Raw genomic sequence first — 11,694 nt, 5'->3', positions numbered from 1 at the left:
CAGTTGTGACAAGGGACTTTAGTCACTCGTGCCGGTCCGCGGAACACCGTACCGTCATGGGCGACCGCAAGACTTTGTTTCGAGTAGGAGTGGGATCATGACAGAGGCACCCGCAAAATCCGAGCCGCGCTGGGCGGAACTTTCTGACGACGTGCTCGAGTCGGTCGAATCCGGCCGCAAGCAAGCCATCGAGGCGGTACGCAAGTTCGTCGATCAAATCAGTCCTGTGCTCCCGGAGCAGTCGCGACGCAAGACCGTTGTCGACGCCGCACTGGACCTGGCAGAGGAATTGACCACCGCGCGCATCGAGTTCTTCCGCAGTGTGGTGCACAGCGCCGCGGAGGCGACGAGTAAGTAGCGACCAGATGACGCGTTGGCCGGGCGGTTGAGATCCAACTGCCCGGCCAACGGTGTCTTCGGCCAGCCGCGCGCGATCTCTCGACCTGCTTGCGAAGGTGGATCGTAGGGCCGGTCCCTTCGACAGGGACTTAAGGCCCACATCAGGGGGCTAATGGCTCTGGCGGGCTCGCAGTTGCCGTTCATACGTTGACCAGCAGTAAACGAAGACACAACAGCAAAGGTGCGACATGCGATCCGAACGTCTCAGGGGGCTGGTAAAGGCGGAAGGCCCGTTCGCCTCGGTGTATTTCGACGACTCCCACGACGCGGCAGATGCGGTCGAGCAACTCGAAGCGAAGTGGCACGAAATCCGTAAGCACCTTGAAAACATGGGTGCGGGAACTGAACTCATCGACACGCTCGCGGATGCGGTGCGCAACCACCGCCCTGCGGTGGGCCGGCGCGGCAAGGCGTTGATCGCGACCGGCGACCGCGTGCTGATTGACGAACAACTCAGCAGCCCACCCCCGAGCACGGTGGTTCGTTTTTCGGACTACCCGTACGTCCTGCCGCTCATCGAGGGTGCGATGCGGCGACCGGTTTACGTGTTCGCCGCGGTCGACCACACCGGCGCGGACATCAGTCTCTACGACGGCATCGGGGTCAAATCCACTCGTGTGAAAGGCGCCGGGTACCCCGTGCACAAGCCGGCCACCGCCGGCTGGAATGGCTACGGCGATCTCCAACACACGACCGATGAAGCTATCCGGATGAACTGTCGCGCGATCGCTGAGCACTTGACCCGGTTGGTGGACGACGCCAACCCCGAGGTCGTATTCGTCAGCGGCGCGGTTCCGGCACGCGCCGATCTTCTTGCCGAATTGCCGGAGCGGGTTGCCGAACGCGTCTCGCAGCTGCACGGCGGTGCTCAGAAAGGCCGCGCCGACGAAGAAGAGGTCCACCAGGCGACCTCGGCGGAGTTCGCTCGGCGTCATGGCCTCGAAATGACGGCCATCGCAGGTCGATTCGAAGCCGAAATCGGGCGGGGATCCGGCTTGGCAGCCCAGGGACTCGCCGACGTTTGCGCGGCCCTGCGTGACGGCGACATCGACACACTGATCATCGGTGAACTGGCCGACACCGTCGTGGTCACCGGCCACGCGCTCACCACCATCGCGCCCGATGCCGACGCATTGTCCGAACTGGGCGAGCCGGTCGAGCGCATCGCACGGGCCGACGAGGCGTTGCCGTTCAGCGCGATCGCGGTTGGCGCCTCATTGGTCCGGGCCGATAACCGGATCGCACCGACCGACGGAATTGCCGCGTTGTTGCGGTATGCCGTGACCGACCGCCTGGCCAGCCGGCAACCCTAGGATCGGGCCGATCACCATGATAGACAAGGAAATCCGGGTGGCCGTCGGGCCGGCATCCGTGGCCGGCCAGCTCACTATCCCCCCGCACCCCAAGGGTGTCATCGTGTTCGCGCATGGCAGCGGTAGTAGCAGGCACAGCCCCCGCAATCGCTATGTCGCCGGAGTACTCAACATGGCAGGGTTCGCCACGGTGCTTTTCGACCTGCTGACACCCGAAGAGGAACACAACCGGTCCAACGTCTTCGACATCGGGTTGCTCGCGCATCGGTTGATCCACGTCTCGGCCTGGCTTGCCGCTCAACCCGATACCGCGTCATTACCGGTGGGGTACTTCGGTGCCAGCACCGGAGCGGGCGCTGCCCTGGCTGCGGCCGCGCATCCCGGTATCAAGGTCGGCGCGGTGGTGTCTCGTGGCGGTCGGCCCGACCTGGCGAACGGGTTGCTTCGCAAAGTGCAGGCTCCGACACTCTTGATCGTCGGCGGGCACGACGAAATGGTCCTCGAGCTGAACCGGCGGGCACAGGCCGCGATCCCAGTCGAGTGTGAAGTCGCCGTGGTTCCCGGTGCCACCCACCTGTTCGAGGAACCGGGCACGCTCGAACAGGTCGCGGCCCTGGCCCGGGACTGGTTTCTGGGTCACCTCGATCCGGCGGCGCCCTAGGGTTTTGAAAGCGGCGGTCCCGGTGGGGGTAGGAGGAGGCCGGGACCGCCGCGGCTTTCAACTCGGCGACAGGCCTCGTTCAGTGGTGCAGGCCCGTGACCGGCTCGTCCGCGGGACTCTTCTTGGTGTCGTCACTGCTTTTCGTCATCACCAAATCATCCTGTCCCGTTGATCGATGTATAGATGCGACCATCGCCGGTCAGGTGCGAAGTAGGGGCGGAAGTCCCGAGTCGCAAGGTAGTTTGTAGTTTGCGTCGGCTTGCTGCTGCGCCTTTCGCGCGGGGCGACGAATGAATCGATAGAGAAGAAGTGTTGAACTTAATCGACATTATTGTTGGTTTTAATCGACAATTTCCCTGGCATATGTCGATGTACCTCTAGGGTATGTGCCGTGTCCGACCCCTCGGCCTACAGCGGATATGCGCATGCCTCGCGCGGCCGTCGTGCGTCGCATCACTCGGGAGACGACCGCGAGAAGGCGATTCTCGCCACCGCCGAACGGCTCTTGGAAGAGCGGCCATTAGCCGACTTCTCCGTCGACGATCTGGCGAAAGGCGCGGGCATCTCCCGGCCCACCTTCTACTTTTATTTCCGGTCCAAAAATGCGGTGCTGTTGTCGTTGCTGGACCAGATGAACACCAAGGCGCATGCGGCACTCAAGTCGCTGCGCGCCAAGCTGGCCGGTGACCCAGCGACGCTGTGGCGCGACCGAATCGAGGCGTTCTTCGAGGTGTCGGGATCGCACCGGGCGGTCGCCGTGGCCGGCGCCTCGGCCAAGTCCACCAACCCCGAGGTCCGGGCGTTGTGGTCGACGCTGATGCAGACGTGGATCTCGTTCACCACCAGCGCGATCAAGGCCGAACGTGAGCGCGGCGCCGCGCCGGACACCGTCTCGGCCGAGGATCTGTCCATCGCACTCAACATGTTGAGCGAGCGGGTGATGGCCGCGACGTTCACCTCCGAGGAACCGGCGATCCGAGAAGATCGGGTGATCGACACGCTGGTGCACATCTGGCTGGCCAGCATCTACGAGGACGGCATCGCCACTGCCGGACACCCGGCCCTGGCACTACGGACCACTGCTCCGTTTGCCGACTACCCGCTCGGCGCGTCCTAGGCTCTCGTCGATCAATCGGTCGACGCCGCCGAAATAGGTTTGCGACGGCGGCATCCGGGCCAGCTCGGCGATTGTCCGCTGCTCACCGAGAACGTCTGCTGCACTTAGATTCTCGGCCATCCGGGTGGCATGTACCTCCAGCCCGGCCAGCAGCTCGCCGCACTGGGAGCCCGCGATCACGGTCCGCCGGGTCAGGGTCCGCAGCGTGTCCCATTCGGCATGCCAAGCGCCATCGGGGCGTTCGTCGTTGGCCAGCGCCGCCGCGGTGTGCAGGGTCGCGGCCAGTTGCGGTGCGGATATCGCGGCGCGCCGAATCAAGATGGACAGCACCGGATTGCGCTTGTGTGGCATCGACGACGAGCCGCCCCGCTGCTCGGCGGCCGGCTCGCTCAGCTCGCTGATCTCCGGGCGAACCAGCACAACGACGTCTGAGGCGATCCGGCCCCAGCTATCGGTGCACCCGAGGAAGGCATCCGCAGCCGCGGTGACCGGCATCCGGGCGGTATGCCATGGCATACGCACAGCGAGGCCTAAAGCGGCTGCGGCACTGCGCATTACCCGCTCCGATACCTCTGCAGGATCGGTCGCGCCGGTGAGCAGCGCCGCGAGTTCCGTCGTGGCCGACCATGTTCCGACGGCACCGCCGAGCTGAATCGGGGTGCTCAGGCCACAAAGCCGTTCATATGCGTCGACCACACCGTGGCACCACCCGGCCGCCTTGACGCCGAACGTGGTCGGCGCGGCCTGCTGGGTCAGCGTACGGGCCACCATCGGGGTGGCCCGGTGCGTGTTCGCAAGCGCGGCCAATGCCCAAACATGCTCGCGCAGCTGCATTCTCAGCTCATCGGCGACGCCGCGCACACCCAGCATCAGCGCGGTGTCCAGTACGTCCTGGCTGGTGAGTCCGCGGTGGATCCACGGACCGATACCGGGTTTGGCCCGCTTGCGCAGCAGCTCGACCAAAGCGACGACCGGATTGCCGCTGTTCTCGGCGGCGACCGCGAGCGTCTCGACGTCCTCGTCGTCCACCAGGTTTGACAGGTCGGCGCCTGCGGCGTCGGCGGGCGCCAGACCAGCGGAGGCCAGTGCGCTCAGCCAGGCCGATTGCACCGCCACCATCGCGCGCAGCAGCGCCTGATCGGTCATGTGCTCGCCGGCCCGGTGATCGCCCGGCCACAACAGATTGGTCATCCCCCGGCGCCCCGGTAGGCCAGAAACACGGTCTCGCGCGGACCTTGCAGCTGAATGTCGAAGCGGTAACCCCCTTGGCTTTCCGGGACGCACAACAACGTTGCGCGCCGCCCGGCGTCGACGACGGCCAACAGCGGGTTGGCGGCCAGGTCCGCCCCGGGCAGATAGGCGCGAGTGAACAGCCGGTCCAGCAGTCCGCGCGCGAAGACGGCGAGCGCGAAAAACGGCGGGCGTCCCGGCGCCACGGTGGTGAAACCGTAATGCCCGTCGACATCCGTTGCGGCCCTGCCCCATCCGGTGAACCCGTCGCCGGCCTGCCAGAGTTCCACCAGGGCATCCGGCACCGGTGTGCCGTCGCCGTCGTACACCGTGCCGTGCAGTCGGATGGCTCGGGAATCCGAATCCCCCACCAACTCCGGGGCGCAAGGCATTCCGAGATGCAGGAACGGACCGACGGTTTGCCCTGGCGTGCAGGCCAATTCAGTCATGCTCGGCCTCGGTCCAGGAGTCGTCCGCCAGCACGATGTCCCACCGATAGCCGGTCGCATACTCCGGCTCGGTGAGCCCATGGTCGTAACCGGCGATCAGCCGTTGGCGCGCAACGGGATCCACGACCGATTGGAAGATCGGATCCAAATCGAACAGCGGGTCGCCTGGGAAGTACATCTGGGTGACCAGGCGCTGGATGAACGCGGTACCGAACAGCGAGAAATGGATGTGCGCCGGGCGCCAGGCGTTGTGATGATTGCGCCAGGGGTAAGGACCGGGCTTGACGGTCAAGAATCGGTAGGTCCCGTCGGCCCCGGTCAGGCAGCGGCCGGCCCCGACGAAGTTCGGGTCCAGCGGAGCCGGATGCTGGTCGCGCTCGTGGCGGTAGCGGCCGGCGGCGTTCGCCTGCCAGATCTCGATCAGCTGCCCGGCCAGCGGTCGTCCGAACTGGTCGAGCAGCCGCCCGACCACGATGATGCGTTCGCCGATCGGCTCGCCCGGGTGGCCGGCCGTCAGGTCGGCGTCGCGCGGGTCCACATCACGCTCGCCGAAGCACGGTGCGCAGCGCTCGAGCTCGTCGGGATCCACCAGCAGCAGAGGTTGTTTCGGGTGGCGCAGCGCACTGCTGCGGTACGGCGGATAGTCGAGCCGCGGCCGGGTGTCCGAGCCGCCGGCGTGCCGAGCCGCGAATTCGGCGATCTCCGCCGTGATGTCATCCTGCGACGCGACGCGCTCCGGTGCGGCCCTCACGAAGCGTGACGCTACTCGCCGACGGCCCCCGAGCTACAGAGCCCGTACCAGCGCGGCGCGCCCTTTGGTGCGAATCATGTGCACCGCCGAGCCCCGGTATTGCTCGACCCGCGCCGCTCAGTTGTGCGAAGCCTGTGAGTTGCCCTCAAGGATCCTTTCCGGCGACTGAATGCCCTGGCCGGTCGTGTTTGACCAGCCGGGGCGAAATGCGGGATTCTACTGATCGGAGGATATTTCTGTAGAGCAGAGCGATGGGGTGCCCCGTGATAGACGACGTCGAGGACGGCCTGTTCGAGAACGTGCGCCGCGGCCTGATCCCCGCCCACATCTACAACGACCGGCAGCTGTTCACGCTCGAGAAGGAGCGGCTGTTCAGCCGGGCTTGGACGTTCGTGGGCCACGAATCGGAGATCCCGCAGGACGGCGACTACGTGGTGCGCCGGGTTCTCGACGACTCATTCATCCTTACCCGGGACGGCAATGGCGAGGTGCACGCCTTGTTCAATATGTGCCTGCACCGCGGCATGCAGGTCTGCCGAGCCGAGATGGGGAACGCCTCCAACTTCCGCTGTCCGTACCACGGCTGGACATATCGCAACGACGGGCGGCTCACCGGCCTGCCGTTTCACCGCGAGGCCTACGGCGGCGACGAGGGCTTCATAAGGAGCGCCCACGGCTTGCTGCCGGCACCGAACTTCGCCAATTACAACGGTCTGCTGTTCATCAGCATGGATCCGCACGCCGAGCCCCTGCGGGATTTCCTCGGCGACTTCCGGTTCTATTTGGACTTCTACACCAAGCAGAGCACGGGCGGCCTGCAAGTGCGGGGGCCGCAGCGCTGGCGGATCAAGGCGAACTGGAAGATCGGCGCCGAAAATTTCTCCGGCGACATGTACCACACGCCGCATACGCATGCGTCGATAGTGGAGATCGGCCTGTTCCGAGAACCCAAGGCGCAGAAGCGAAAGGACGGCGCCACCTACTGGGCACATCGCGGCGGCGGCACCACGTACAAACTTCCACCGGGCAGCTTCGAGGAACGGATGCGCTACGTCGGCTACCCCGACGAGATGATCGACCGGATCAAAGGCGTGTGGACACCGGAGCAACAGCGGGTGGTCGGCGAGGACGGGTTCATGATCTCGGCAGCCACCTGCTTTCCCAACCTGAGCTTCGTGCACAACTGGCCGCGCGTAAGAGACGTGGTGGACGGTCACCATGACGAGGTGGTGCCCTTCATTTCAATCCGCTTGTGGCAGCCCATCAGTGAGCACGAAACCGAAGTCTGTTCGTGGTTCGCGGTGGACTCCGCCGCGCCGCCGCAGTACAAGCTGGATTCCTACAAGGCCTATCTGATGTGCTTCGGCTCGACGGGCATGTTCGAACAAGACGACGTGGAGAACTGGGTGTCGCTGACCACCACCGCAGGGGGCTCGATGGCGCGACGGATGCTGCTGAACAGCCGGATGGGCCTGCTGTCCGACGATCGTCCGGTGGTCGAGGCGCTGCCCGCCGAGTCGTTCCACGGCCCGGGCCGCGCGCAGGTCGGCTACAACGAATACAACCAGCGCGAGTTGCTGAAGTTGTGGGCTGATTATCTACAGGGGGCCACCGCGTGAGAAAGACCTTGCCGTCCTTGCCCTTTGATGACCCCCGGCATTTTCAGGCGCATCAGTTTCTGGTGGACGAGGCCTACCTGCTGGATGCCCAACAGTACGAGGCGTGGCTGGAAACCCTGACCGACGATGTCCGCTACGTGATGCCGGTGCGCGTCACGACCGCACGCGGCGTCGGGTTCGACACCTCTGCGTTTCCGAAACCCGGGATGGCCCACTTCGACGAGGACAAGTACTCATTGAGCCAGCGGGTGGCGCGAATGGGCACCGAACACGTGTGGGCCGAGGATCCGCCGTCGCGGCTGCGCCACTTCATCACCAACGTGCGTACCTTCGAGTCCGATGATGCCGAACACCTGGTGGTCGAATCCGCCGAACTGCTGTTCCGCAGTCGCGGCGACGTCAACGAGAGCGCGCTGATGTCCTGCGGTCGCGAGGACTTGCTGCGCTGGTGCGATGATCGATGGAAACTCGCGCGGCGCACGATCAGCGCTGACGAGTCGGTATTGCGGATGCAGAACCTGGCGGTGTTCCTGTGAACGACGAACTCGAGCGTTTGACGGCGGGTGCGGTCGGCGAACTGATTACCGTCGCAAACGAATTCACTGAAGTCGTGATACAGCGAGTCGACACCCGCAATGGATCGAGACTGCTGATCCGCGCCCCGAGGACTGGGCGGTGGATCAGCCTGGACGCACTAGAGGTGGAGGCGCTGACGTGGCAGAACGCCCGAACGATGGCGGCGATGGTGGGCAACTCCCAGGCGCCGCTGCTCCCCGACCCGCAGTGACCGCCTGGTTGCGCGGCAAACGTGCCTTGGTCGTGGGCGGCGGATCCGGAATCGGACGGGCCGTTGTGGACGCGTTTGTCGCCGAAGAAGCCAGAGTTGCTGTGCTGGAACGTGATCCAGACAAGTGCGACAAGCTGCGGTCACAGCTAGCCGACGTGCGCGTGGTCGAAGGAGACGCGATCACCAGCGAGGCCAACCGCGGTGCTGTCGCCGCGGCGGTCGATTCCTTCGGCGGGCTCGACATCCTGGTCAACTGCGTGGGGGTCTTCGACTTCTACCGGGGCGTGGCCGATCTCGACGCCGACAACCTCGCGGTCGCATTCGACGAAATGTTTCGCACCAACGTGCTGAGCCACCTGCAGTCCGTCAAGGCGGCGGTCCCGGCCCTGCGCGACGGGACCGAGCCGTCGATCATTCTGACCGAGTCCGCGTCGTCGTACTACCCCGGGCGCGGTGGCGTGCTGTACGTGTCGTCGAAGTTCGCCGTGCGCGGACTGGTCACGTCATTGGCTCACGAGCTGGCGCCACAGATCCGGGTCAACGGCGTGGCACCCGGCGGCACCCTCAATACCGACCTGCGTGGTCTGAACAGCCTGGGGCTCAAGGACACCCGACTCGACGACTACCCCGACCGGGCGCGCGACGTCGCCGCACGTACCCCGTTGAACGTCGCGCTCACCGGCGCGGACCACGCCTGGTCGTATGTGTTCTTGGCCTCCGGCCGGTCCCGCGGCATCACCGGCGAGACCATCCACCCGGACGGCGGGTTCGGCATCGGCACACCGAAGGCACAGCCACGATGACCGGCGAGCTGGACAGCCAACGCACGCTTATCGCCCTGGGCTGCCGGATCGCCGAGGCCCGCGGCCTGGTCGACGGGATGCTCGGCCACCTGAGTCTGCGCGTCGACGACGACCGGTTGCTGGTGCGCTGCCGCAGCGACTCCGATACCGGCGTGGCCAACACCTCGCCCAGCGACATCCGCCTGGTCCGATTCGACGGCAGTGCGGGCGCCGCCGGTGAACTCGACGGGTACCGCGTCCCCAACGAACTGCCCATCCACGTCGAGACCATGCTGGCCGATGCCCAGCACCTCGCCGTCGCGCATCTGCACCCGCCGGCGGTCGTCGCCGCCGATCTGGCTCGCGTCGCGATCCGGCCGATCTATGGGGCGTATGACATTCCGGGCGCGTGGCTCGCGCGCGACGGCGTCCCGGTTTACCAACGCGCCGTGCTGATCCGCACCAGCGGGCTGGCCAAGGAGATGGTGGCCGCGATGGGCGACCGGCCGGTGGTGATCCTTCGCGGACACGGAATCACCAGTGCCGCAGCCACTGTGCAGCAGGCGGTGCTGCAGGCGATCAGCGTCGACGAGCTGGCCCGAATGGCGTTGCGGGTGCTCTCGGCCGGCGGCACACTGCACGACATCGACGACGCCGACTGGGACGACCTGCCCGATTTAGGGCCGGCCTTCACCACCGACGCCGCCTGGCGCCATGAGGTCGCCCGGCTGCGAGCCGACTAACCCCAAAGGTCACAAGTTCATATCTGCCGGCGACACTCGACGGTTACGAGCGGGATTGCCGGGGCGGGCAGCTTAGCCTTGCAAAGGTCTGAACTGGATCAAGGAGTGCACACGTGACCGAATTGGACCGACGGCGGTTCTTGGTCGCGGTGGCGGCAACCGTTGCGGTGACCGGAATCTCGTGGTCGTCCGCCAACGGCCCCAAGGACACGGTCGCGCGCGCCGATGTTCTCGGATCCGCGCCGAACCCGGTCGCCCCGCCGCCGCCCAAGTTGTTGCCCCCGCCCGGCCCGGCGGCGCGGGTGACGCTGCCCGGCGGCGCGGCTCTCAGCAAGCTTCCCGGCAACGGAGATCTGTTGGCCTGGACGGTCGATGACGGGGTCGACACCGACGTGGTGCGGCTCTACACACAGTTCGCCAAGGACACCGGCGTGCGGCTCACCTACTTCGTCACCGGCGTCTTCAAGTCGTGGACGGAGAACGCGCCCCTGCTTCGGCCGCTCGTCGAATCCGGGCAGATTCAGCTGGCCAACCACACCTGGACGCATCCGGACTTGACAAAGCTGTCGCCCAAGCAGATCGCCGACGAGCTGAATAGCACGGATGTGTTCTTGCGCAATACCTATGGCGTGGACGCCGCACCGTACTTCCGGCCGCCGTATGGCCACCACAGCGCCGTGGTCGACGCGGTGGCCGCCGACCTCGGCTACCAGGTACCCACGCTGTGGAATGGCGACTTGCGGGATTCCGCCGTGCTTTCCGAAGACCAGATTGTCCAGATGGCCAACCAGTACTTCACGCCGCAAAGCATCGTGATCGGCCATCTCAACCACGCACCGGTCACCCGCGTGTACGGGCAGCTGGTGGAGATCATCAGGGCCCGCCAATTGCGCACAGTCACCCTCAACGACGTTTTCCTGCGACCGGAAATCCCTTACCGGACACCGAGTTTCGCTAGCTAAGCAGTCGTCTCAGCCGAGCTGGTCGCCAATCTCCTTGGCTGCCTTGACAAGTGCGGCCGCTACCGACGCGTGCTGTGCACCGTCGAGCCGGTGCTGCGGCGCGGCGGCATTGAGCGCAAGCCGCAGGCCGGGCGCGCGAGTCGGGATGGGCACCGCGACCGATGCGACGCCTTCCTCGCTCTCCTCGCGATTGATGGCATACCCGCGCTCGCGGATACGGGCGAGCTCGGCCTCCAACTCGGCGCGGCTGGCGATCGAGCGCGCGGTGATGCGCTCGAGTTGCTCGTCGGGTAGCAGCGCATGCAGTTGCGGCTGTGACAGCTGGGCCAACATGACCTTGCCCGTCGACGTGCAGTGCGCCGGCATCGTGCGTCCCAGACGGGAGGCCACCCGGACCGCGGCGGGGCCCTCGACGGCGGCGACGAAACGGACATTGGCGCCGTCGAGCATGCCGACGTGCGTGGTCTCCCGGAGCTGGTCGGACAGAGCCCGCATGATCGGCGTGGCGGAGCCCTGGATGTCGATGCGGCCGAAGATCGCAAACGCCACGCCGGTGAGCGACGGACCGGGCAGGTAGGCCTTGGACACCGGGTCCTGACGGACGAACCCCCGGTAGGTCAGCATCGCCAGCAGCCGGTGCGCGGTGGACGATGCCACACCCAGATAACGGGTCGCCTCGCTCAGCCGGATCTGCGGCTGCTCGCCCAGCAGGAGCAGCAGCTTGAGCGCATTGTCGACCGATTCGATCGGGTACTGCGGCACAAGCGAATCGGCGGCCGGCTCGCTGCCGGCCTGCTGCTCCTTCTTCGGCACGAGTTCACGGTAGCCCGTTGCGCCGAGTGTGGGGCCTACGTAACAAATCCGCCCTGAACCCGTCCCTA

Annotated in this window: 13 protein-coding genes and 2 pseudogenes; 10 read left to right on the top strand and 5 right to left on the bottom strand. The window is 65.9% G+C overall.

Translation table 11 applies throughout. From position 1 onward, the window contains the following. Window positions 1–97 precede the first annotated feature (97 nt). The 4 genes and pseudogenes from SKC41_RS25195 to SKC41_RS25180 all read left to right on the top strand — a co-directional run bounded on the left by SKC41_RS25195 (window position 98) and on the right by SKC41_RS25180 (window position 3,490). Window positions 98–358, top strand: a complete 261-nt coding sequence (locus SKC41_RS25195; protein ID WP_330980405.1) for a hypothetical protein — start codon at window positions 98–100, stop codon at window positions 356–358. A 229-nt stretch (window positions 359–587) separates the two neighbouring features. Next, window positions 588–1,712 carry an Rv2629 family ribosome hibernation factor gene (locus SKC41_RS25190; RefSeq protein ID WP_330980404.1) on the top strand — a complete coding sequence of 375 codons (1,125 nt, stop codon included), beginning with the start codon at window positions 588–590 and terminating at the stop codon, window positions 1,710–1,712. A gap of 22 nt (window positions 1,713–1,734) precedes the next feature. Continuing rightward, window positions 1,735–2,373 (top strand): annotated as a pseudogene (locus SKC41_RS25185) (dienelactone hydrolase family protein); the annotation flags it as partial. Window positions 2,374–2,764: 391 nt separating this feature from the next. After that, entirely contained in the window at window positions 2,765–3,490 is a 726-nt protein-coding gene (locus SKC41_RS25180) for a TetR/AcrR family transcriptional regulator (protein WP_330980403.1), read from the top strand. On the opposite strand, the gene SKC41_RS25175 is transcribed toward SKC41_RS25180, so the two are convergent. From SKC41_RS25175 to SKC41_RS25160, 4 genes and pseudogenes are all read right to left on the bottom strand, one after another. After that, window positions 3,443–4,681, bottom strand: a complete 1,239-nt coding sequence (locus tag SKC41_RS25175; protein ID WP_330980402.1) for a lyase family protein — start codon at window positions 4,679–4,681, stop codon at window positions 3,443–3,445. The two genes, SKC41_RS25180 and SKC41_RS25175, sit on opposite strands and share 48 nt — an antisense overlap. Further along, complete coding sequence (locus SKC41_RS25170; protein WP_330980401.1) at window positions 4,678–5,169, bottom strand: protocatechuate 3,4-dioxygenase subunit alpha; 492 nt, start codon at window positions 5,167–5,169, stop codon at window positions 4,678–4,680. Before SKC41_RS25170 ends, SKC41_RS25175 begins: the two co-directional genes overlap by 4 nt. Then, window positions 5,162–5,920, bottom strand: coding sequence for a protocatechuate 3,4-dioxygenase subunit beta (pcaH, locus tag SKC41_RS25165; RefSeq protein WP_330980400.1), 759 nt, complete (start codon window positions 5,918–5,920; stop codon window positions 5,162–5,164). The genes SKC41_RS25170 and pcaH overlap by 8 nt, the downstream gene beginning before the upstream one ends. Window positions 5,921–5,953: 33 nt before the next feature. Continuing rightward, a pseudogene (locus SKC41_RS25160) lies at window positions 5,954–6,037 on the bottom strand (hemerythrin domain-containing protein); the annotation flags it as partial. Between the two features lie 146 nt (window positions 6,038–6,183). Here SKC41_RS25160 and SKC41_RS25155 point away from each other — a divergent pair. From SKC41_RS25155 to SKC41_RS25130, 6 genes are all read left to right on the top strand, one after another. Beyond that, window positions 6,184–7,539, top strand: a complete 1,356-nt coding sequence (locus tag SKC41_RS25155; protein WP_330980399.1) for a Rieske 2Fe-2S domain-containing protein — start codon at window positions 6,184–6,186, stop codon at window positions 7,537–7,539. Then, entirely contained in the window at window positions 7,536–8,075 is a 540-nt protein-coding gene (locus SKC41_RS25150) for a 3-phenylpropionate/cinnamic acid dioxygenase subunit beta (protein ID WP_330980398.1), read from the top strand. The genes SKC41_RS25155 and SKC41_RS25150 overlap by 4 nt, the downstream gene beginning before the upstream one ends. After that, on the top strand, window positions 8,072–8,326 hold the full coding sequence (locus SKC41_RS25145; protein WP_330980397.1) for a dihydrodiol dehydrogenase: 255 nt from the start codon (window positions 8,072–8,074) through the stop codon (window positions 8,324–8,326). Before SKC41_RS25150 ends, SKC41_RS25145 begins: the two co-directional genes overlap by 4 nt. Then, complete coding sequence (hcaB, locus tag SKC41_RS25140; RefSeq protein ID WP_330980396.1) at window positions 8,323–9,129, top strand: 3-(cis-5,6-dihydroxycyclohexa-1,3-dien-1-yl)propanoate dehydrogenase; 807 nt, start codon at window positions 8,323–8,325, stop codon at window positions 9,127–9,129. The genes SKC41_RS25145 and hcaB overlap by 4 nt, the downstream gene beginning before the upstream one ends. Further along, on the top strand, window positions 9,126–9,851 hold the full coding sequence (locus tag SKC41_RS25135; RefSeq protein WP_330980395.1) for a class II aldolase/adducin family protein: 726 nt from the start codon (window positions 9,126–9,128) through the stop codon (window positions 9,849–9,851). Before hcaB ends, SKC41_RS25135 begins: the two co-directional genes overlap by 4 nt. Window positions 9,852–9,973: 122 nt before the next feature. After that, window positions 9,974–10,813: a polysaccharide deacetylase family protein gene (locus tag SKC41_RS25130; RefSeq protein WP_330980608.1), complete on the top strand. Its 840-nt coding sequence runs from the start codon at window positions 9,974–9,976 to the stop codon at window positions 10,811–10,813. A gap of 9 nt (window positions 10,814–10,822) precedes the next feature. Here SKC41_RS25130 and SKC41_RS25125 read toward each other — a convergent pair whose 3' ends face one another. Beyond that, window positions 10,823–11,626, bottom strand: a complete 804-nt coding sequence (locus SKC41_RS25125; RefSeq protein ID WP_330980394.1) for an IclR family transcriptional regulator — start codon at window positions 11,624–11,626, stop codon at window positions 10,823–10,825. Between the last annotated feature and the right edge of the window lie 68 nt (window positions 11,627–11,694).

This window comes from Mycobacterium sp. 050128 (genome assembly GCF_036409155.1).
GTDB lineage: Bacteria > Actinomycetota > Actinomycetes > Mycobacteriales > Mycobacteriaceae > Mycobacterium.
The sequence above is the reverse complement of the archived record's forward strand: the minus strand, read 5'-3'. Positions and strand labels throughout refer to the sequence as shown.

What these genes read in the sequence shown, in the direction of transcription:
- SKC41_RS25190 (WP_330980404.1), top strand. Translation starts at nt 588, where the DNA reads ATGCGATCCGAACGTCTCAGGGGGCTGGTAAAGGCGGAAGGCCCGTTC.
- SKC41_RS25135 (WP_330980395.1), top strand. Translation starts at nt 9,126, where the DNA reads ATGACCGGCGAGCTGGACAGCCAACGCACGCTTATCGCCCTGGGCTGC.
- SKC41_RS25175 (WP_330980402.1), bottom strand. Translation starts at nt 4,681, where the DNA reads ATGACCAATCTGTTGTGGCCGGGCGATCACCGGGCCGGCGAGCACATG.
- SKC41_RS25170 (WP_330980401.1), bottom strand. Translation starts at nt 5,169, where the DNA reads ATGACTGAATTGGCCTGCACGCCAGGGCAAACCGTCGGTCCGTTCCTG.
- SKC41_RS25195 (WP_330980405.1), top strand. Translation starts at nt 98, where the DNA reads ATGACAGAGGCACCCGCAAAATCCGAGCCGCGCTGGGCGGAACTTTCT.